At 72.9% G+C, this 20,218-nt stretch carries 15 protein-coding genes; 8 read left to right on the top strand and 7 right to left on the bottom strand.

Annotation, left to right across the window (positions count from 1 at the left end):
- Window positions 1-17: 17 nt before the first annotated feature.
- Window positions 18-848 carry a DUF4397 domain-containing protein gene (locus tag ACFY36_RS28525; protein WP_499748981.1) on the bottom strand — a complete coding sequence of 277 codons (831 nt, stop codon included), beginning with the start codon at window positions 846-848 and terminating at the stop codon, window positions 18-20.
- A 100-nt stretch (window positions 849-948) separates the two neighbouring features.
- Between ACFY36_RS28525 and ACFY36_RS28520 the strand changes: the two genes are divergently transcribed.
- The 5 genes from ACFY36_RS28520 to ACFY36_RS28500 all read left to right on the top strand — a co-directional run bounded on the left by ACFY36_RS28520 (window position 949) and on the right by ACFY36_RS28500 (window position 10,704).
- Entirely contained in the window at window positions 949-5,490 is a 4,542-nt protein-coding gene (locus tag ACFY36_RS28520; protein ID WP_499748980.1) for an ATP-dependent helicase, read from the top strand.
- 65 nt (window positions 5,491-5,555) lie between these two features.
- The gene (locus ACFY36_RS28515) at window positions 5,556-6,599 is read left to right on the top strand and encodes a hypothetical protein (RefSeq protein ID WP_499748979.1); all 1,044 of its coding nucleotides are present in this window, start codon (window positions 5,556-5,558) and stop codon (window positions 6,597-6,599) included.
- A gap of 110 nt (window positions 6,600-6,709) precedes the next feature.
- Complete coding sequence (locus ACFY36_RS28510; protein ID WP_499748978.1) at window positions 6,710-7,975, top strand: LPXTG cell wall anchor domain-containing protein; 1,266 nt, start codon at window positions 6,710-6,712, stop codon at window positions 7,973-7,975.
- A 208-nt stretch (window positions 7,976-8,183) separates the two neighbouring features.
- Window positions 8,184-9,416 carry a hypothetical protein gene (locus ACFY36_RS28505; protein WP_499748977.1) on the top strand — a complete coding sequence of 411 codons (1,233 nt, stop codon included), beginning with the start codon at window positions 8,184-8,186 and terminating at the stop codon, window positions 9,414-9,416.
- Window positions 9,417-9,504: 88 nt separating this feature from the next.
- Window positions 9,505-10,704 (top strand): hypothetical protein, encoded by a 1,200-nt coding sequence (locus ACFY36_RS28500; RefSeq protein ID WP_499748976.1) that lies wholly within the window; start codon window positions 9,505-9,507, stop codon window positions 10,702-10,704.
- Between the two features lie 120 nt (window positions 10,705-10,824).
- Here ACFY36_RS28500 and ACFY36_RS28495 read toward each other — a convergent pair whose 3' ends face one another.
- A complete protein-coding gene (locus ACFY36_RS28495; protein ID WP_499748975.1) occupies window positions 10,825-11,751 on the bottom strand; it encodes an LLM class F420-dependent oxidoreductase in 927 nt (308 codons plus the stop codon).
- A gap of 58 nt (window positions 11,752-11,809) precedes the next feature.
- Between ACFY36_RS28495 and ACFY36_RS28490 the strand changes: the two genes are divergently transcribed.
- Entirely contained in the window at window positions 11,810-12,604 is a 795-nt protein-coding gene (locus tag ACFY36_RS28490; protein ID WP_499748974.1) for an SAM hydrolase/SAM-dependent halogenase family protein, read from the top strand.
- Here ACFY36_RS28490 and ACFY36_RS28485 read toward each other — a convergent pair.
- Window positions 12,595-13,248: a hemerythrin domain-containing protein gene (locus ACFY36_RS28485; protein WP_499748973.1), complete on the bottom strand. Its 654-nt coding sequence runs from the start codon at window positions 13,246-13,248 to the stop codon at window positions 12,595-12,597. The genes ACFY36_RS28490 and ACFY36_RS28485 overlap by 10 nt on opposite strands.
- Before the next feature lie 65 nt (window positions 13,249-13,313).
- On the opposite strand from ACFY36_RS28485, the gene ACFY36_RS28480 reads away from it, so the two are divergent.
- Together ACFY36_RS28480 and ACFY36_RS28475 are read left to right on the top strand one after the other, a co-directional pair.
- The gene (locus ACFY36_RS28480) at window positions 13,314-16,454 is read left to right on the top strand and encodes an AfsR/SARP family transcriptional regulator (RefSeq protein ID WP_499748972.1); all 3,141 of its coding nucleotides are present in this window, start codon (window positions 13,314-13,316) and stop codon (window positions 16,452-16,454) included.
- Window positions 16,455-16,482: 28 nt separating this feature from the next.
- Window positions 16,483-17,277, top strand: coding sequence for a DNA-formamidopyrimidine glycosylase family protein (locus ACFY36_RS28475; RefSeq protein WP_499748971.1), 795 nt, complete (start codon window positions 16,483-16,485; stop codon window positions 17,275-17,277).
- Here the strand turns inward: ACFY36_RS28475 and pspM are convergent.
- The 4 genes from pspM to ACFY36_RS28455 form a co-directional block, all read right to left on the bottom strand.
- On the bottom strand, window positions 17,234-18,013 hold the full coding sequence (gene pspM, locus ACFY36_RS28470; RefSeq protein ID WP_499748970.1) for a phage shock envelope stress response protein PspM: 780 nt from the start codon (window positions 18,011-18,013) through the stop codon (window positions 17,234-17,236). The genes ACFY36_RS28475 and pspM overlap by 44 nt on opposite strands.
- Window positions 18,014-18,033: 20 nt before the next feature.
- Window positions 18,034-18,894 (bottom strand): PspA/IM30 family protein, encoded by an 861-nt coding sequence (locus tag ACFY36_RS28465; RefSeq protein ID WP_499748969.1) that lies wholly within the window; start codon window positions 18,892-18,894, stop codon window positions 18,034-18,036.
- 272 nt (window positions 18,895-19,166) lie between these two features.
- Window positions 19,167-19,562 carry a helix-turn-helix domain-containing protein gene (locus tag ACFY36_RS28460; RefSeq protein WP_499748968.1) on the bottom strand — a complete coding sequence of 132 codons (396 nt, stop codon included), beginning with the start codon at window positions 19,560-19,562 and terminating at the stop codon, window positions 19,167-19,169.
- Between the two features lie 158 nt (window positions 19,563-19,720).
- Window positions 19,721-20,215 (bottom strand): CinA family protein, encoded by a 495-nt coding sequence (locus ACFY36_RS28455; protein WP_499748967.1) that lies wholly within the window; start codon window positions 20,213-20,215, stop codon window positions 19,721-19,723.
- Window positions 20,216-20,218: the final 3 nt, after the last annotated feature.

Genomic DNA, 20,218 nt, shown 5'->3' with positions numbered 1-20,218 from the left:
GGCGTCACCTCGTATACCTAAGAAAGACGGCGGCGGAGGACGGCCGTCAGTGTGCCGATGGCCAAGGCGGCGAAGCCGGCGGCCAGCAGAGCGCCCGGCAGTGGGGATCTCGGAGCCGTGCCGCCCTCGCCCGTGGCCACTCCGCCCAGCGGGACCGTGCCCTGACGTTCGGCGTCGACGTGGAGCTGGGGTTTCAGGCCGCCGTTCTGGTCGTCCAGGACTATCAGTGAATAGACGCTGCCCGCGCCGAGGGTGCACGGCAGTACGCTGGTGCGCCCGCCGCCGGTGGGGGCCACCCGTACGCTCCAACTGCCCGGTTTCACCTCTTTGTAGGCCGTTGTGGTGGCGAACTCGACGCCGTCGGCGATCTTTGTGCCGTTCTTGCCCGCCACGTCCAGGACCGGGGCCTTCACCGAGGCCTGGATGACGCGGACCTTCGACTTGCCGGCGTCGGGGAGCTGGAGGTCGTCCTTGATGATGCGCAGGCCCAGGTCGGCGAACCGGCCCACGCCGGCCACCGTGTAGGCGCCTCCGGTCTCGACGCCGACCTCGGTGGTGATCACCGGGTTTTCCGTCGCGGGGGCGCCGGCCTTGCGCATCGCGACCTGGTAGGTGCCGGTGGGCAGACGGAGATATTGCGACATGTCGCCGTACGCGACCGCTCTGAAGGTCTGCGGCGCGGTCGCTCCGGACTCCGATTTCAGGTAGACATCGACCGCCGGTGTGTCCGGCGAGAGGTGGGCGAGGCGGACATAACCGCTGGTGGGAGCGGCTATCGCGGGGGTGGCGCCGAGCACGGTCGTGGCCAGGACGGCCGCCGCGGCGGCGAGGCGCGCGAGTGGGGACACGGGGCCTCCTCTTCGACTGGCGTCCATATATATCCCCCGGCGGTGACCTACGCCATCGTCCGGCGCGTTTTTGTCGTACCCCCGAGGCAGCATGGACCCCGTGAAGAAAGTCCTGGAGCAGTTCGGGCCGGCCACGCGCGAGTGGTTCACGGCGGCTTTCGCCGCGCCCACCTCCGCCCAGGCCGGCGCGTGGCGGGCCGTCGGCGCCGGCCGCAATGCCCTCGTGGTCGCGCCGACCGGTTCCGGCAAGACGCTGGCCGCCTTCCTCTGGTCGCTCGACCGGCTGGCTCACGAGCCGGTGCCCGAGGATCCCCGGCGGCGCTGCCGGGTTCTCTACGTGAGCCCGCTCAAGGCGCTCGCGGTCGACGTCGAGCGCAACCTGCGCGCCCCGCTGACCGGCATCCGGCAGGCCTCGGGCCGGCTCGGCGTGCCGCCGCCCGACATCACCGTCGGCATGCGCACGGGCGACACCCCGGCCGACGAGCGCCGGCTGTTCCAGCGGACTCCCCCGGACATTCTCATCACCACCCCCGAGTCGCTGTTCCTGCTGCTCACCTCGGCCGCCCGCGACTCGCTGCGCGGCGTCGAGACCGTCATCATCGACGAGGTGCACGCGGTCGCCGCCACCAAGCGCGGCGCTCACCTGGCGCTCTCGCTCGAGCGGCTCGACGGGCTGCTCGAGCGGCCGGCGCAGCGTATCGGGCTGTCGGCCACGGTGCGGCCGATCGACGAGACCGCCCGGTTCCTGGGTGGCGCGCACGATGTCGAGATCGTCCAGCCGCCGGCCGCCAAGACCATCGAGGTCGCGGTCGAGGTGCCGGTCGAGGACATGACGCGCCTCGACGAGGTGCCCGACACCGATCTCGACGATCCCGGCGCCGGCCGCCACACGCCGTCCATCTGGCCCGCCGTCGAGGAGCGGGTGCTCGACCTCATCGAGGCCCACCGCTCGACGATCGTCTTCACCAACTCGCGGCGGGGCGCCGAGCGGCTCTGCGCCCGCATCAACGAGCTGGCCGCCGAGCGCGCCGGGGTCGAGCTCGTCGAGGCGAAACAGCCGCCGGCGCAAGTCATGGCCCAGGCCGGACAGGCCGGCGGTGCGCCGCCGGTGGTGGCCCGGGCCCACCACGGCAGCGTCTCGCGCGAGGAACGCAAGCAGATCGAGGAGGCCCTCAAATCGGGCGTGCTGCCCGCCGTGGTCGCCACGTCCAGCCTCGAGCTCGGCATCGACATGGGCGCGGTCGACCTGGTCGTGCAGATCGAGGCGCCGCCGTCGGTCGCCGCCGGCCTCCAGCGCATCGGCCGCGCCGGCCACCAGGTCGGCGCCGTCTCGCGCGGCGTCGTGTTCCCCAAGCACCGGGGCGACCTGGTGTCGTGCGCGGTCGTGGCCGACCGGATGAGCGCCGGCGCCATCGAGGAACTGCGCTACCCGCGCAACCCGCTCGACGTGCTGGCCCAGCAGATCGTCGCCATGGTCGCGCTCGACGCGTGGCAGGTCGACGACCTCGCGGCGCTGATCCGGCGGGCCGCGCCGTTCGCCGAGCTGCCCGACTCGGCTCTGCACGCCGTGCTCGACATGCTCTCGGGGCGCTATCCGTCGACCGCCTTCGCCGAGCTGCGCCCGCGCCTGGTCTGGGACCGCGGCACCGACGAGCTGACCGGCCGTCCCGGCGCTCAGCGCCTCGCCGTGACCAGCGGCGGCACCATTCCCGACCGGGGCATGTTCGGCGTCTTCCTGGCCGGCTCCGAGCGGGCCTCGCGGGTCGGCGAGCTCGACGAGGAGATGGTGTACGAGTCGCGGGTCGGCGACGTCTTCCTGCTCGGCTCCACCTCGTGGCGTATCGAGGACATCACCCCCGACCGGGTGCTGGTCTCCCCCGCGCCGGGCGCGCCGGCCCGGATGCCGTTCTGGAAGGGCGACTCGCCCGGCCGGCCGATCGAGCTGGGCCGGGCCATCGGGGCCCAGCTGCGCACGCTGACCCGGGCCGACGACGACAAGGCGACCGCCACCCTGCGGGAGACCGGTCTCGACGAGTGGGCGGCCAACAACCTGCTGGCCTACCTCCGTGAGCAGCGGGAGGCCACCCGGAACCTGCCCGACGACCGCACCGTCGTGGTCGAGCGCTTCCGCGACGAGCTCGGCGACTGGCGGATGACGGTCCACTGTGTGCTCGGCGCCAAGGTCAACGCCCCGTGGGCGCTGGCCATCGCCCGGCGGCTGAGTGAGCGGTACGGGGTGGACGGCGCCGTCATGCCGTCCGACGACGGCATCGTGGTGCGGCTGCCCGACACCGCCGAGGAGCCGCCCGGCGCCGATCTGGTGGCGTTCGACCCCGAGGAGATCGCCCAGCTCGTCGAGGAGTCCGTGGGCACGTCGGCGCTGTTCGCCTCCCGTTTCCGTGAGTGCGCGGCCCGGTCGCTGCTGCTGCCCCGGCGCGACCCGCGCCGCCGGCAGCCCTTGTGGCAGCAGCGGCAGCGCTCGGCCCAGCTGCTCGACGTGGCCCGCGAGTTCGCCGACTTCCCGGTGACGCTCGAGGCCGCCCGCGAGTGCCTTCAGGACGTCTTCGACGTGCCCGGCCTGGTCGGCCTGATGCGCGAGGTGGCCGGGCGCAAGGTCCGGCTCGTCGAGGTCGAGACTCCGCGGCCCTCGCCCTTCGCACGGTCGCTGCTCTTCGGATATGTGGGCGCTTTCCTGTACGAGGGTGACGCGCCCCTGGCCGAGCGGCGGGCGGCCGCTCTCGCGCTCGACTCGACTCTGCTCGGTGAACTGCTCGGCCGGGTCGACCTGCGCGAGCTGCTCGATCCCGAGGTGGTCGGCGAGACCGAGGCGCAGCTGCAGTGGATGACCAGCCAGCGGCAGCCGCGCGACGCCGAGGACGCGGCCGAGCTGCTCCGGCTGCTCGGCGACCTCTCACCGGCCGAGCTGGCCATGCGTGGCGTCGAGGAGTCCTGGCTGTCGACTTTGGAGTCGGCCCGCCGGGCGATCCGGGTCCGGATCGCGGGCGAGGAGCGCTGGATCGGCATCGACGACGCCGGGCGCTACCGCGACGCGCTCGGTGTGGCGCTGCCCGTCGGCCTGCCCGAGGCCTATCTGGCGTCGGTCGCCGACCCGCTCGGCGACCTGGTCGCGCGGTACGCGCGCACGCACGGGCCGTTCGCCGCGGCGACGTGCGCGGCCCGGTTCGGGCTGGGTGTCTTCGTGGTCGAGCAGGCGCTGAAAAGGCTGAGCGCCACCGGCCGGGTCTCTTCGGGCGAGTTCTCCCCCGGCGGCGCCGGCACCGAGTGGTGCGACGCCGAGGTGCTGCGCATGCTGCGGCGGCGGTCGCTGGCCGCGCTGCGCCGCGAGATCGAGCCGGTGCCGCCCCGGGTGCTGGCCGCCTTCCTGCCGCGCTGGCATCAGATCGGCGGCAACGCCCGCGGCATCGACGCGCTGGCCGCGTCGATCGAGCAGTTACAGGGTGTCGCCGTGCCGGCCTCGGCGTGGGAGCGGCTGGTCCTGCCGGCGCGGGTCACCGACTACGCCCCGCCGCAGCTCGACGAGCTGTGCGCGAGCGGCGAGGTGCTCTGGGCCGGGTCCGGCTCGATCGGCGGCCACGACGGCTGGGTCTCGCTGGTCTACGCCGACAGCGCCCCGCTCCTGCTGCCTCCGGCCGACGAGGAGCTCGCGCTCACTCCGCTGCACCAGGAGGTGCTGGAGGCGCTGGGTGACGGCCAGGCGTTGTTCTTCCGGTCTCTTTCCGACCGCGTACGGTCCACGGACGACCAGGCGCTGGCCTCAGCCGTCTGGGATCTCGTGTGGGCCGGGCAGCTCACCAACGACACGCTCGCCCCGTTGCGCGCGCTGCTCGGCGGCAGCGGCGCCCACAAGGCCAAGGCGGCGCCGGCCCGTACGCGCTACCGGCGGCCCGGCCGCCCGTCGATGCCCGCGCGGGGCGGCCCGCCGAACATGGCCGGCCGCTGGTCCCGGCTGCCCGACCGCGACCTCGACCCGACCCGGCGCGCGGCCGCCCTGGCCGACCTGCTGCTCGAGCGGCACGGGGTGGTCACCCGGGGAGCGGTCATGGCCGAGGGCGTGACCGGCGGGTTCGCCGCGGTCTACCCGGTGCTGGGCGCCCTCGAGGAGCGCGGCGCGGCCCGCCGCGGCTATTTCGTCGAGGGTCTGGGCGCGGCCCAGTTCGCCGTGCCGGGCGCGGTCGACCGGCTGCGGGCCCTGGCCGAGCCGGCCGAGCTGGCCAAGCGCACCGGCCCGGCCGCCCTGGTGCTGGCCGCGACCGACCCTGCCAACCCCTATGGCGCCGCCCTCCCCTGGCCCGAGCGCGTGGTCGACAGCGGCGACGGCGAGCCGGGGGCCAAGGCCGGCCACCGTCCCGGCCGCAAGGCGGGCGCCCTGGCCGTGCTGGTCGGCGGGGAACTGGTGCTCTATGTCGAACGCGGCGGCCGCACCCTGCTGTCGTTCGTGGACGATCCCGAACTGCTCGTCGCGGCCGGTCAGTCGCTGGCCGCCTCGGTGCGCTCGGGCGCCCTGGGCGTGATGTCAGTGGAGCGGGCCGACGGCGAGTCGGTGCACTCCTCCCCGCTGCGGGACGCATTGACCGCCGCCGGTTTCCGCGCCACGCCCAGGGGGTTGCGTTTGCGCGGATAGCTTCGTATGCGCGCTTTACGAGGTGGGACAACGCGAACAGGGACCGCCGGTTAGCGTCGATGGGCATGTTAGGAAACCTGATGGCGGCGCTGGCATTGACCGCGCCGGTCACTGGCACGCCAGTGACACAAGCAGCGCTCGCGGAGCCCGCTCCGGCGAACGTGACGGTGGCGTGGGCCTCGCCCACCCACGAAAAGGTGGTCATCACCTGGGACGAGACGGGTGACGTCCGCAACCGGATCGAGACGGTGAACGCTGACGGATCACCGGCGAACTACCCGCTGTTCGCCGAGGCCGGTCAGCCCAACCGGATCGAAGTGGACAAGTTCTCGGTGGCCGCCGGCACCGGCGGCGACGTGCGGATCGCCGTGACGGTGACCGGCCCGGCCAGCGGTCCGCTCAGCGATCCCGGGCTGTCGCCGGTCTTCGACACCGACATGCCGCCGGCGCCGGTGCTCACGAGCGTGGAGCCGCTCGCCGACGGCACGATCAGGGTCAACTGGACGCCGGGCCAGGCCCGGGCGGACGTCACCCCGGGCGACCCGCTCGACGTGCCGGCCGTGAACCCGCCGCTGTTCGTGCCGGTCGAGCTCTTCACCGACCCGCGTGAGCTGTCCGAGCCGTCCAGCGCGACGTCCTTCGTGTTCACGGGGCCGGCCAGTGCGATCACCGCTGTCGGCGTGCACACCGTGAACGAGTGGACCGTCAACGGCTACCTCGGCTGGCGGGCGACCGTGAGCTACGGCGAGGTGGCCGGCACCCGCGTCACCGCCACCATTCCGAGGACCGCACCGGCGGGCAAGAAGCTGACAGTGACCGGCAAGGCGATCATGATCCGGTCCTTCTGCGACAGCGGACTGCGGTGCCAGACCTATGAGTACGACGACAGCGGACGGTCGCTGAGTCTCGAGTACCGCACCGGCGCGGGGGCGGCGTGGCGGACCGTGGCGACCACCAAGGCCGGCGCCGACGGCAAGTACACGGTGAGCACGACCTTCCCCGGCATCGGGGAATACCGCGTGACCGCCCCGGTGGTCGTCGGCAACGGCGACAAGCTCGCCCAGGCGCCCTTCACCACGGCCGCCAGCAGGGTTCGGCCCGGCGCGTAGCCGGGGAAACCATCCATCGCTGCCCCGCACATCGTGCGGGGCGGCCGCACTTCGGGCGATTTGTGCGGCGGGGCAGCGACACCGACCGTCGATCGTTATCGTCTGCTGCCGTGCTAGGAAACCTGATCGCGGCAGTCGCGTTGGCCACGCCAGTCGTCGGCGCGCCGGTAACGCTGAAGGCGCCGGCCGAGCCCACTCCGTCGAACGTCACTCTGGCGTGGACCTCGCCCGCACACACCGAGTTCGCCGTCACCTGGGAGGAGGCCGGGGACGTCCGTAACCAGGTCGCCGTGACCCCGGCGGGCGCCCCGAACACTCTCGGCACCAAGAAAATCGTCGAGGCCGGTCAGCCCAACCGGCTTGTGGTCGAGGTGCGGGACCCCTTCAACGGCCTCGCCGAGGGGAAAGCCTATGCCTTCGCGGTGTCGGCGGTCGACGCGTCCGGCGCGGTCATCAGCGAGACCGCCTACTCGCCGGTGTTCGACACGGACGGGCCGCCGACGCCGGTCATCACGGCTGTGACGCCAGGCGCGGACGGCAAGATCGAACTCAGCTGGACGCCGGGCAGGACCGCGGCGGACACCACTCCGGGCGATCCGCTTGATGTGCCCGCCGAGACCCCGCCGCGATTCGACCCGCTCGTGCTGGACGGCGGCGATCCGCGGAGCGTGGCCGAGGCCGGCACGGCGACTTCTTATGTGTATGCCGGGCCGATCACGTCGATCTACAGCGTCGGGGTGCACGCCATCAACGAATGGTCGTTCCCCGATACACAGGCCTACTGGCCACCGAACTCGAGTTACGCCAAAGCGGCTGACTCGCACGTCGCCGCGACCGTGCCCAAGACCGTCACGGCGGGCGGCAAGCTGACCGTCACCGGCACGGCGACCGCGGCACAACTTTTCTGCGACAGCGGATTGCGCTGCTGGGTCGGCAAGCGGGGCGACGAGGGCAGGTCGCTGCGCCTGGAATCCCGCACCGGCGCCGATGCGACCTGGCAGCTCGTGACGACGGCAAAGGCCGGCAAAGACGGCAAGTTCACCTTCAGCGTGGACTTCCCCGGCACGCGCGATTACCGCGTGGTCGCGCCCGTGATCGTCGGCAACAGTGACAAACTCGCACAGGCCCCGTTCGCCACCGCGGCGACCACGGTGACCGGCCCGGGTTCCGGCACCGGTGGCCAGCCCGGCGGAGAGCCCACCGAGGAACCCGGCGAACAGCCCGGCACCGGCGGCACCGGCGGTGGCGGCAGCCTTCCCATCACCGGCACGCCCGTTGTCTGGATCTCCGTGGCCGGCGGCCTGCTCCTCATCCTCGGCGCGGCGTTCTTCGTCTCCGGGCGCCTAAGGCGCCGCACGACCTTCACCGCCGAGTAGACGACGTATCACCGAACGGCCCCCGCCGTTCGCCTTCGCGGCGGGGGCCGTCGCGAAGGCGAATGGCAGGGGCCGTTCGCAACCGGGTCGAGGTGGTGGAGGCGGACGGCGCGCTCCTCGCCCTGGCCGGCCGGGGTCGAGACGGGCGTTTGTGCTCTCCGCGGAACAGGGCGGCGGGCTGTGAGCGGGGCCACTAAGGTCTGCGGCCATGTTGGGGAACTTCGTTGCCGCACTAGCGCTGGCCGGGCCGGTCGTCGGACTGCCCACGGCGCTCAAAGCGCCGGCGGAACCCGCTCCGACGAATGTGACCGTGGCGTGGGCGTCGAGTGCTCATGACGCCGTCGTGGTCACCTGGGACGAGACGGGGGACGTCCGCAACCGGGTCGAGCTTGTCAATCCGGACGGGTCACCTTCAGGGGTGGCGTGGCTGACCATCGAGGCCGGTCAGCCCAATCAGAGCGCGCTGCCGGGCTTCGGCGGCGTCTACAACAGTGATCTTCGGGTCGCGGTGTCGGTGGTGGACGCGGACGACGAGGTCGTCAGCGATCCCGGGCTGTCGCCGGTCTTCGACACGAACGGGCCGCCGCAGCCGGTCATCGAGACGGTCGTGCCCCGCGAGGACGGCACGGTCGCGTTCAGCTGGCGGTCGGGCGATCTGGTGGACACGACGCCGAGCGATCCGCTCGACGTGCCGGCCGAGAGCCCGGCGCGGTTCGTTCCGCTCGCGTCGTACTCGAACTTCAACGACTACGAGCAGTTGGTCCCGGCGCCGGTCGCCGTGACGTCGTTCGTGGTGCCCCAGCGGGACAAGCCGTACAACGTCGGCGTGCGCACGGCGCCGAACGAGTGGACGTTCAACGGCGTCTCGGCGCCGGTGAACGGCACCAAGGTCACGGCCACGATCCCGAAGAAGGTCACGACCGGCGCCAAGCTGACGGTGACGGGCAAGGTGGTCTACCTGACGCGGGCCTGCGATCCCGGCCCGTGCTGGTCGATCGAGAATGACGACGCCGGGCGGCTGCTCCGCCTCCAGGCGCGCGCGAACGCGAGCGCGGCCTGGCAGACGGTGGCCACCACCCGGGCCCGGGCCGACGGCAAGTTCACGGTCAGCGTGAAATCGCCCGGCACCCGTGACTACCGGGTGGTCGCGCCCGCGGTCGAGCGCGCGGCGAACCGGGACGCCAAGGCCTACTTCGCCACCCCGGCGACGACCACCAAGGCGACCCCGCCCGCGACCGGCGGCGGCACCGAGCCCGAGCCCGGAACCGGGACCGGGACCGGCGGCGACGCGGGCGGGACCGGCGGTGGCGGCGGCGGCCTGCCGATCACCGGCGCTCCGATCGCCGGAATCACTCTCCTGGGCGGCCTGCTCGTCGTCCTCGGCGCGGCCCTGCTGCGTCTCGGCCGCCGTCGCCACGGGCGCGCGTCCCTCATCGGATAGCCCGCTGAAGGCCGGCCCCGAAAAAATTGGGGCCGGCCTTTCGTGGAACGGGACAGCAAAATGTGACGTGAACCACTAGCCTTCGGCCATGTTGGCGAACTTGGTTGCCGCGCTCGCTCTGGCCGGGCCGTCCGCGCTGCTGGCGCCGGTGGAAGCCGCTCCCACGAAGGTCACCGTGGCCTGGGCATCGGACGCCCATGACGCCGTGGTGGTCACCTGGGACGAGACCGGGGATGTCCGCAACCGGGTCGAACTGGTGAACCCGGACGGGTCGCCCTCCGGGGTGGCCCCGCTGACCGTGGAGGCGGGTCAGCCCAATCGCAGTCCGTTGCCGGGCTTCGGCGCGATCTACAACTTCGACCTCCAGGTCGCCGTGTCAGTGGTCGACGAGAACGACCAGGTCGTCAGCGAGCGCGGGTTGTCGCCGGTCTTCGACACGAACGGGCCGCCGCAGCCGGTCATCGAGACGGTCGTGCCCCGCGAGAACGGCACTGTCGCGTTCAGCTGGCGGCCGGGCGAGGCGGCGGACACGACGCCCGGCGATCCGCTCGACGTGCCGGCCGCGACGCCGGTGCGGTTCACGCCGTTCGTCGCGTCCTCGACCGTCAACGACGTCGAGGCGCTGACCCCGGCGCCCGTCGCCGTGACGTCGTTCGTGGTGCCCGACCGGCCGAAACCGCTCCGGGTGGGCGTGCGCACCACGCCGAACGAGTGGACGTTCAACGGCGAGTCGGCGCCGGTCGACGGCACCCGCGTCACGGCCACGATCCCGAAGAAGGCCACCATCGGCGGCAAGGTGACCGTGACCGGTAAGGCGGTCCACCTGACCCGGGTCTGCGATCCGGGTGTGTGCGGGGCCGAGGAGCACGAGGACGCCGGGCGGCTGCTCCGCCTGCAGGAACGCCCGAACGACAGGGTGGCCTGGCGGACGGTGGCCTCGACGCGGGCCGGCGCCGACGGCGCGTTCCGGTTCAGCGTGAAATCGCCCGGTACCCGGGACTACCGGGTTGTCGCTCCCCCGGTCACGCGCGCGGCGGACCGGGAGGCCAAGGCCTACTTCGCCACCCCGGCCACGACGACGAAGGCCAAGCCGCCCGCGGCCGGCGGTGGGGGCTACAACGAGCCCGAGCCCGAGCCCGGCACCGGAGGTGGGACGGGTGGCGGCGAGGGTGGCCTCCCGATCACCGGGGCGCCCGTCGCCGGGATCGCTCTCACGGGCGGGCTGCTGGTCGCCCTCGGCGCCGCCTTCCTGCGCCTCGGCCGTCGCCGGACGCCCATCGCCGGATAAGCGGCCGAAGGCCGGCCCCGTGTACGAGGCCGGCCCTGGAAGGTCCCACAGCCGCCCCGCGTGCGAAGCCGGCCTCGAAGGTCCCCACGGCCGCCCCTGGCCCGGGGCCGGCTGGAACGGTCAGAGCTGCGGGGCCACCGCGGAGGCGACCAGCTCGACGTGGTCGAGGTCGCTCAGGTCGAGCGCCTGGAGGAACAGGCGGGAAGCGCCCGCGGCCTCGTAGCGCTTGATGGTCTCGACGACCTCGTCCGGTGTGCCGACGATGCCGCCGTTCTCGCGCATCTCCGACACCTCGCGGCCGATCGCGGCGGCGCGGCGGCTGACCTCGGCGTCGTCGCGGCCCACGCAGAGCACGGCGGCGGCCGAGAAGACCGGCGGAGTCGCCCGGCCGATCTCCGCGCTTGCCGCACGGACACGCTCGTACACCGGGGGAATGTCCTCGATCTTGGAGAACGGGACGTTGAACTCGTCGGCGAAGCGGGCCGCCAGCGCGGGCGTGCGCTTCTTGCCGTGGCCGCCGATAATGACCGGCGGGCGCGGCGACTGCACCGGCTTCGGCAGGCCCGGCGAGTCCGAGATCTGGTAGTGCTTGCCGTCGAAGTCGAACGTCTGGCCGGCCGGCGTCGCCCACAGGCCGGTGATGATCTCGAGCTGCTCCTCGAGACGGTCGAAACGCTCACCCACGGGCGGGAACGGGATCCCGTACGCCTTGTGCTCGGCCTCGAACCAGCCGCCGCCCAGCCCGAACTCGATGCGGCCGCCGCTCATCGCGTCGGCCTGCGCCACCGCGATGGCCAGCGGGCCCGGCAGCCGGAACGTCGCCGACGTGACCAGCGTGCCGAGGCGGATGGTGGACGTCTGCACCGCCAGTGCGGCCAGCGTCAGCCAGGCGTCGGTCGGGCCGGGCAGGCCGTCGCCGCCCATGGTGAGGAAGTGATCGGAGCGGAAGAAGCCGTCGAAGCCGCTCGCCTCGGCGGTTTGCGCGACCTTCCGAAGATCGTCGTAGCTTGCCCCCTGCTGGGGCTCGGTGAAGATCACGAGACGCATGAATCCAACCCTGCCAGATCCACCAACGATCCGTGCCGGGGCAGTAACGTTTCCCACCATGGCCGGGTATGGATGGATCAGCTTCACCACCGACTACGGGACGTTCGACGGCTTCGTCGCGGCGTGTCACGGATCGATCGCGCGCATCGCCCCCGACGTGCGCGTCATCGACGTGACTCACCATGTGCCGCCGGCCGACGTGGCCCGCGGAGCCGCCGTGCTCGCGCAGACCGCGCCCCATCTGCCGCCGAGCGTGCACCTCGCCGTGGTCGACCCCGGCGTCGGCACGGCCCGGCGCGGCGTCGCCATCGGCACGCCGAACGGCGCCCTGGTCGGACCCGACAACGGCCTGCTGATCTGGGCGGCCGAGGCCCTCGGGGGCGTCGAGTCGGCGTACGAGCTGACCAACAAGGACTGGTTCCTCGGCGACGTGTCCCGCACCTTCCACGGCCGTGATCTCTTCTCCCCGGCCGCGGCCCGGATCGCCGCCGGCGCGTCCCTCGCCGACGCCGGCGCGGCGGTCGACCCGGGCAGCCTGATCCGGCTGCCCGCCCCGGTCGTGACCGTCGGCGACGGCTGGCTCGAGGCCGAGGTGATGACGGTCGACCGTTTCGGCAACGTGCAGTTGGCGGCGGACGGCGAGACGCTGCGCGGCCTCAGCGCCGACCTGGTCGTCAACGGCACGGTCACCGCGCGCCGGGGCGCCACGTTCGCCGACGTCGGCCAGGGCGATCTGCTGGTCTTCGAAGACTCGGCGGGCCGGGTGGCGATCGCCGTGAACAACGGGCGCGCCGTGGTCGTGCTGTCGGTGCGGCCGGGCGACATCGTCCGGCTGGCCGCGCGTCAGCCCTGACGGACGCGGTCGCGGGCTTTCGCGTACGTCCTCCGGCCGCCCAGCCTCCACATCAGGCGGGCCGCCAGGGGAAGCTCGGCCATGAAGCGCCGCTCCTCCTCGGCGGTGGCCTCCTCCAGCAGGGCGCCCAGGAAGATCAGCGCCATCTTGCCCTTCGGCAGCACCTCACGGCCGCGTTCGCCCACCGCGGCCCACTCGGCCGGGGTCAGATGCTCCTTGATGATCGGCAGGATCTCCCGCTCCTCGTCGGTGAGGTGCTCGTCCAGCGCCACCGACGCCTCCGCGATCACGTCGGCCAGCTCGTCCCGGTCGGCCACCCCGGCCGACGACCGCCAGCTCGGCAGGATCTTCTCGATGCGGGCGAGCGGCTCGTGCAGGCGCTCGTGCTGCGCCTCCATCCGGTTGATCAGGTCGGTATGCATGGCGGCCCGGGTCAGCAGCAGCGGCCACACCAGCTCGTCCTCGGTGGTGTGATGGTGGTGCAGCCCGAGGGCCACACTGGCCAGATGTTCGGCCAGGACCTCGGCCCGCGCGGTGTCGCCCGGGGCCACCGCGCGCACGAGGCCGGGCAGCAGCCGGAACTCGCGCCGGAAGACGCGGTGGACCACGATCATGTCCCAGGTGTCGGTCTTGGTAACAGTCATGACCGTACGGTCCCAAGGTCGCCTTGCAGACTGCTTGCAAGCGGTTTGCACCCTACGATCGCCGCGTGCTGATCGCCCATGTGCTCGGATCCACCGAGGTCGAGGTGGACGGTTCGCGGGCCGATCTGGGCGGCCGGCTGCCGCGCCGCCTGGTCACCGCCCTGGTCGCGGCGGAGGGCCGCCCGATGTCGGCGGGCGCGCTGACCGAGGCGGTCTGGGGCGACGAGCCGCCGCCGAGCCCGGTCGCGTCGTTGCAGGCGTACGTGTCGAGATTGCGGCGGGCGCTGGGCAACGCTCTGCAGCGCTCGGGCGACGGTTACCGGCTGGCGGTGGACGACACGGACGCGGCCCGCTTCGCGGCCGAGGTGTCGCGGGCCCTTTCGCTGCTGCGGGAGGACCGGCCGGCCGAGGCGCTGCGCGCCTTCGACTCGGCTCTGGCGAGGTGGCGCGGCGAGGCGTTCGCCGATCTCATTGAGACGTACGCCCGGACGCGCCTCGACGAGCAGAGATCCGTGGCCGTGGAGGAGCGTCTGGCCGCCCGCCTGGCCACCGGCGACGCGCCCACCGCGGCCGGCGAGCTGGAGGCGGCGGTCCGCGCCGAGCCGTACCGGGAACGCCGCTGGGAGTTGCTGATCCTCGCCCTGTACCGAAGCGGACGCCAGGCCGACGCGCTGGCCGCCCTGCGCCGCGTCCGCGCTCGTTTGGCCGACGAGCTGGGCATCGATCCGGGCCCGGCTCTGCAAAGTCTGGAGCGCCGCTTGCTGGCCCAGGACCCCGGCCTGCTTCTCCCGGCTCGTCCGGCCCCGCCTCCCGACAGTCCCGGCCACCCGCTTCCCGACAGTTCCGGCCACCCGCTTCCCGACAGTTCCGGCCACCCACCGCCCGCCGGCCCCAGCCAGCCACCCGCCGGTCGCGGCTCGCCAGCCGGCACACCGCCCGGCAATCCTGGCCTGCCGTCCCGCAGTCCCGGCTGGCCACCCGGCCTGCCGCCGGGCGGTCAGGGCAGGATCATGCGGCCGCTCTCCCATTTCATCGGCCGACAAGAAGAGCTGACCGCGCTGGCCTCCCAGGACGGCCGCCTGGTGACGCTGGTCGGGCCGGGCGGCGCCGGCAAGACGCGCCTGGCGATCGAGTTCGCCGCCGGGAGCAACCCGTGGTTCGCCCGCCTCGCCGACGTCACCGACCCCGCCCTGGTCCCGTCCGTCGTGGCGGCCGCCCTCGGCGTTCGCGGAGCAACCGTCGACGCCTTGAGCGCCCGGACGACAGCGACCGACCCTGCGAACGGCCGGGGAGAAGCAGGCACCGCCGCGGACGCCCACGGAACGACGATCGACGCCGCGGGTGCGCGGACAGAAGCAGGTACTGCCGCGGACGCCCACGGAACGACGATCGACGCCGCGGGTGCGCGGACAGAAGCAGGCACCGCCGCGGACGCGCGGGGAACGGGTGCCCGGCGGACGGTCGTCGACGCTGTGGCTCGTGCGCTCGGGGAGCAAGCCGGGCTGCTGGTTCTCGACAACTGCGAGCATGTCGTGGCGGCCGCGGCCGATCTCGTGGTCGAGCTGCTGGGCCGCTGTCCGGGGCTGCGCGTGCTCGCCACCAGCCGGGAGCCCCTGGGCGTGGACGGGGAGCGGCTGCTGCCCGTCGCGCCTCTTCCGGAGGCCGACGCGGTCGCGCTTCTCGCCGATCGCATCACGGCCGTGCGGCCCGGGTGGCGGCCCGGGCCGGACGACGGTGTGACGCTGGCCGGGCTCGCGGCGGCGCTGGACGGGATTCCCCTGGCGCTGGAGCTCGCGGCGGCCCGGGCCCGTGTGCTCGGGCTCGGTGAGCTGCTCGACATGCTGCGGGATCGTTTTCCGGCGCTCGGGCCGGTGCCGCGCGGGGCCCTCGCCCCGCACGTGACGCTGGAGGCCGCCGTGGCCTGGAGCGTCGACCTGCTCTCCGAGCACGACCGGGCGGTGCTGTTGCGGCTGTGGCCGTTCGAGGGTGGCTTTCCGCTGTCGGCCGTCGAGGACGATCTGGACGCCCTCTCGGCCCTGGTCACCCGTTCGGTGGTCGTGGCCGACACGACTGTCACGCCGGCCCGCTACCGGCTTCTGGAGATTCTCCGGGCGTACTGCCGAAGTCGTGACCCGAACCCGGCGGCGAGCCGGGAAGCGCACGCCGCGTGGGTCCGTGCCTTCGCCGAGCGGGTGGCGCCGGAGCTGCGGGGCGAGCATTCGGCGCACGCCATCCGGCTGCTCAACCGTGAGCTGGCCAACCTGCGCGCGGGCATCGTGCACGATCTGGCCGTCGCCCCGCACGCCGCGCTGCGGACGGCCGGGCTGCTGGAGTGGTTCTGGTTCCGGGGCGGGCTGGTGGCCGAGGGCGGGCGGCTGCTGCGGGCGGCCCTCGACGGAGCGCCGGACGCGCCGCCGAACGACCGGGCCCGGGCCTGGGCGTCGCTGGCCACGCTGATCTTCATGACCGGCGAGGAGGCCACGGCGATCGACGCGCTGGGCCAGGCGATCGGCGCCCTGGGGCCGTCGCCCGATCAGGAGGGCTGGGCGGTACGGGGTCAGCTGCACTACTACGAGTCTTTGCTGCTCACGGCGCTCGGGCGCTACGACGAGGCCGCCGAGCAGGGCCGCCGGGCCATGGTCGTGGGCCGGCGCATCGGCCAGGAACGGCTGGTCGCGGCGGGCACCATGACGCTCGGCTGGGCCCAGGCCGCCGCCGGACGGGACGAGGAGGGCCGCCGGACCCTCGCCGAGGCCATCCGCCGGGCGACCGCCATCGGCCAGCGCTGGACCACCGCGATGAGCGAGATGCTGCTGGGCCGCGCCCTGCTGCTGCCGTCGCTGCCGGCCGATCCGGAGGAGGCGCTGGGCGCGCTGGGCCGGGCGGTGGACCTCTTCGTGGCCGAGGACGACGTCGGCAACGTGCTGGCCTGCCTCTTCAGCGGGGCTCAGGCGCTGCTCGCGGCCGGGCGGCGGGAGGAGGGCGTGCTGCTGGCCGTGAGCGTCGAGCGCCACGCGGCCCGGCGCGGGATCTTCCCGGGCGCGGCCGACCCGGCCGGGTCGGCCGTGCTCGCCCGGGAGCTGGCCGGCGCCGACACGAGCGGCATCGCGCCGCTGGACGAGGCCGAGATGATCGCGATGCTGCGGCCGGGACGCGCCGTCCGCGGGCGGACGGCAAATCCGCGGGCGGCCGGCAAAAGGGCATGAACGATCGCGAGCGGGGCAGGATTGAGGCATGCCCGAAGGCGACACCGTCTGGAACACCGCGCGGGTCATCGAGCGCGCGATCGCCGGCGAGGTGCTGACCGGCTCCGACTTCCGCGTGCCCCAGCTCGCCACCACCGATCTGAGCGGCTGGACCGTGGCCGAGTCGGCCAGCCGCGGCAAGCACCTTCTGCTCCGCCTGACCCGTGACGGCGACCGGCCGCTCACCCTGCACTCGCACCTGCGCATGGACGGCGCCTGGCGTGCGTACAAGCCGGGGGAACGCTGGACCGGACGCCCGGCGCACCTGATCCGCGTGGTTCTGAAGACCGCCCGCGCCGTCGCCGTGGGATATCACCTGCACGAGGTCGCTCTGTGGCCCACGGCCGACGAGGAACGGCAGCTCGGCCACCTCGGGCCCGACCTGCTGGGCGCCGACTGGGACGAGGCCGAGGCGGTACGCCGCATCGCCGCCCACCCGGGGACGACCATCGCCGAGGCGCTGCTCGACCAGCGGAACCTGGCCGGTGTCGGGAACCTCTACAAGGCCGAGACGCTCTTCCTGCGGCGGCTGTGGCCGTGGACGCCCGTCTCCGAGGTCGACGACCTGGGCGGGACCGTGGCGCTGGCCCAGAAGCTGGTCGCCTCGAACCGGGGGCGCTGGACGCAGACCACCACCGGCTCGCTGCGGCGCGGCGAGACCAGTTTCGTCTACGGGCGGCGGGCTCAGCCGTGCCGGCGGTGCGGCGCCGCCATTCAGAAGGACGAGAAGGGCGAGCGGATCACTTACTGGTGCCCGCGCTGCCAAAAGAAGTCGGGCGCTTGAGCTCGGACAGGCCCTCGGCCAGGCCGCGGAGGCGGTCGGTGGCGTCGATCAGCGACGTGAACGCCGGGTGGGACCCCTCGGTGACCGGGTGGCCGTCCTCGGCGACGTAGGCCGCGGCGGCCGCGACCATCCGCTCGTACGCGTCGACGCCCTCGGTGAACTGCTGGGCCAGCGACGCGTGGGACTCCTCGAGGCTCGCCCGCTGGGCGGCCGGGCTCAGCGGCAGCGCCCGTTCGACGCTGGCCACCCGCTGGCCCAGGTCGCGCAGCCACTGCTCGGAGACCGCGGCCTCGAGCACGGCGCCCTCGCCGGGTCCGGTGAGCCGGCCGGACAGACCGGAGAGTGTGGACGACGCGCGGTCGAGCCTGTCCCAGGCCTGGGTGATCGCCGAGCCGCGCAGCGCATAGCGGTTCTTCTGCCGGCGGACCTCGTGCAGGACCGTGCGGCCGGCCGGGAAACGCTCGATCGCGGCCGCGAACCGCTGACCGGACAGCGCCGGGTCGGGCGGGGGCGGCGCCGGCGTGGCGGCCAGCTCACGGTGGTCGCTCCACCGCCACCAGGCCAGGGCGACCGACCCGCCGGCCGCGCCGGCCCAGATGGCGTCGGCGACACCGATGCCGGAATAAGGGGTGAGGACGGCGGTGGCCGCGGCGAGGCCGCCACCGAGCACGCTCCAGCGGCGCGCCGAGTTACGAAGTCGCTTGAGCCGGCGGAAGTACTTGCTCCGCTCGTCCACCGTCGTCCTCCCCTGCTGCCTTAACCGGCGGCGGTCGTGTCCCCGCGCTTCTGGTTCATGCTGGCCCGGATCTCGTCGAGACGGGCGACGCTGGCCGGGTCGGACGCCGGCTGAGCGGCCTGCTCGACCGCCGGCTGCGAACCCGCGCCGGCGAGCTTGTCGCCCGCCATGCTGGCCCGGATCTGCTCGAGCCGGGACGAGCCGGCCATGTCGAGGCTGCTCTTCTGCACCTCGAGCATGCGGCCCTCGACCGAGTTCGACGCCAGCTCGGCGCGGCCCATGGCGTCCGCGTACCGGCGCTCGATCTTGTCGCGGACCTCGTCGAGCGACGGCGTGTTGCCGGGCGCGGCCAGCGACGACATCGACTCGAGCGACTTGGCCACGGTCTCCTGCATCTTGGCCTGCTCGAGCTGGCTGAGCAGCCGGGAACGCTCGCCGATGCGCTGCTGGAGCACCATCGCGTTGTTCTCGACCGCCTTGCGCGCCTGACCGGCCGCCGACAGCGCCTGGTCGTGCAGGGTCTTCAGGTCCTCCATCGACTGCTCGCCCGAGACCAGCTGGGTGGCGAGCGTCTGCGCGGTGGACTCGTATTTCTGGGCCTCGGCCTCGTCGCCGCCGGCCCGGGCACGGTCGGCCAGAACCAGCGCCTGCCGCGCCATGCCCTGAAGCTTCTCGACCTCACCCATCTGGCGGGACAGCTTCATCTCCAGCTGGCGCTGGTTGCCGATCACCGCCGCGGCCTGCTGAACAAGGGCCTGGTGTTGGCGCTGCGCGTCCTCGATGGCCTGCTGGATCTGGACCTTCGGATCGGCGTATTCGTCGATCTTCGCGCCGAAGAGCGCCATCATGTAACGCCAGCCCTTGACGAACGGATTCGCCATCTCGCGGTATCCCCTCAATGTCGCTCAAACGGTGTCGCTCAGTCGGGTCCGCCACCGACGCAGATCGAGGAGCTGTCGCGATGGCGTTGAATGCCATCGTGACAGCTCGACGCCACCGGCGTCACGTGACCTCGGGGGGATCTCAGGGTCTCCCCCACGCTTCGAGGCTACGCGCACCGGCGGGTCAGGGTCGATCCCGGAGGGGGACCCAGAAACAGGAAGAGCCGGACCACCCGCTCGGGCAGTCCGGCTCAGTTTTATTTGTGAGTTGATCAGGCGGCGTACACGACGTCGCGCTGGGGATTTCTCGTCGTCCGCAGAGTCGCCTTGAGCGGCGTCTCGTGACGCACCTTGACCGAGACCTCGCCGTCCGTCGCGACCTTGTGCGACTTCTGCTTGTCCTCGTCGACCGGCACCAGCACACCCTCCATGCCCTCGGCGAGCGACAGCGTGCCGCTGACCTCGCTCAGGAGCTCGGAGAGACGCGCGCCCAGCGCGTCGCAGATGGCGGCGAGCAGCTCGCTGGAGGCTTCCTTCTGACCGCGCTCGATCTCGGAGAGATATCCGAGACTGACATTCGCGGCGGTGGACACCTCGCGCAGCGTGCGGTGCTGCCCCTGCCGGCGCGCCCTCAGTGCGTCGCCGATAACCCGGCGTAGCAGGACCATGGCACCTCCTCCTGCGGCGGGGCCGCCGGCACACGCCGGAGGCTTCCCGCAACCGTACCCGCTGCCGGCCAGGCCGACATACCGCCCCGCCGAATTCCGGGACAGCCCCGCAGCGGGACATTCGTGCAACTTCCGAGATCGATGAAACATTCCCCAGCTCAGGACCGTGCCGGGGCCTCACGCAGACAGTCTGCGAGCAGTTGTAGTGCGCTCGTCACACTTTCGGTCCGGATGGCGGCCCGGTTTCCGTCGAGTTTCAGCTCGCGGACGCTCTCACCCCACGGGCCGGCGCAGGCCACGTAGACGAGCCCGACCGGCTTGCCGTCCTGCGGCTCGGGGCCGGCCACCCCGGTCGTCGCCAGACCCCAGTCGGCCGAGCAGCGCTCGCGGGCGCCGCGGGCCAGCCGCACGGCCACGTCGGGGTCGACCGGGCCACGCTCGTCCAGCAGATCCTCGGAGACACCGGCCAGCGCGTGCTTGAGGTCGGTGGCGTAGACCACCAGGCCGCCCCGGTAGACCGAGCTCACCCCCGGGATCTCCACGATCGTCGAGGCCACCAGGCCCCCGGTCAGCGACTCGGCCGTGGCGAGGGTCTCGCGCCGGTCGACCAGCCGGTGCACGGCGGCCGCGGCCGCTACGTCGGGAGTGTCCATGAT

Origin of the sequence: Actinoplanes sp. NPDC000266, assembly GCF_042899005.1 — a bacterium.
Lineage (GTDB): Bacteria > Actinomycetota > Actinomycetes > Mycobacteriales > Micromonosporaceae > Actinoplanes.
The sequence above is the reverse complement of the archived record's forward strand: the minus strand, read 5'-3'. Positions and strand labels throughout refer to the sequence as shown.

Coding starts and splice junctions, on each gene's coding strand:
- ACFY36_RS28515 (WP_499748979.1), top strand. CDS start 5,556: ATGTTAGGAAACCTGATGGCGGCGCTGGCATTGACCGCGCCGGTCACT.
- ACFY36_RS28505 (WP_499748977.1), top strand. CDS start 8,184: ATGTTGGGGAACTTCGTTGCCGCACTAGCGCTGGCCGGGCCGGTCGTC.
- ACFY36_RS28500 (WP_499748976.1), top strand. CDS start 9,505: ATGTTGGCGAACTTGGTTGCCGCGCTCGCTCTGGCCGGGCCGTCCGCG.
- ACFY36_RS28495 (WP_499748975.1), bottom strand. CDS start 11,751: ATGCGTCTCGTGATCTTCACCGAGCCCCAGCAGGGGGCAAGCTACGAC.
- ACFY36_RS28490 (WP_499748974.1), top strand. CDS start 11,810: ATGGCCGGGTATGGATGGATCAGCTTCACCACCGACTACGGGACGTTC.
- ACFY36_RS28485 (WP_499748973.1), bottom strand. CDS start 13,248: ATGACTGTTACCAAGACCGACACCTGGGACATGATCGTGGTCCACCGC.
- ACFY36_RS28475 (WP_499748971.1), top strand. CDS start 16,483: ATGCCCGAAGGCGACACCGTCTGGAACACCGCGCGGGTCATCGAGCGC.
- ACFY36_RS28465 (WP_499748969.1), bottom strand. CDS start 18,894: ATGGCGAATCCGTTCGTCAAGGGCTGGCGTTACATGATGGCGCTCTTC.
- ACFY36_RS28460 (WP_499748968.1), bottom strand. CDS start 19,562: ATGGTCCTGCTACGCCGGGTTATCGGCGACGCACTGAGGGCGCGCCGG.
- ACFY36_RS28455 (WP_499748967.1), bottom strand. CDS start 20,215: ATGGACACTCCCGACGTAGCGGCCGCGGCCGCCGTGCACCGGCTGGTC.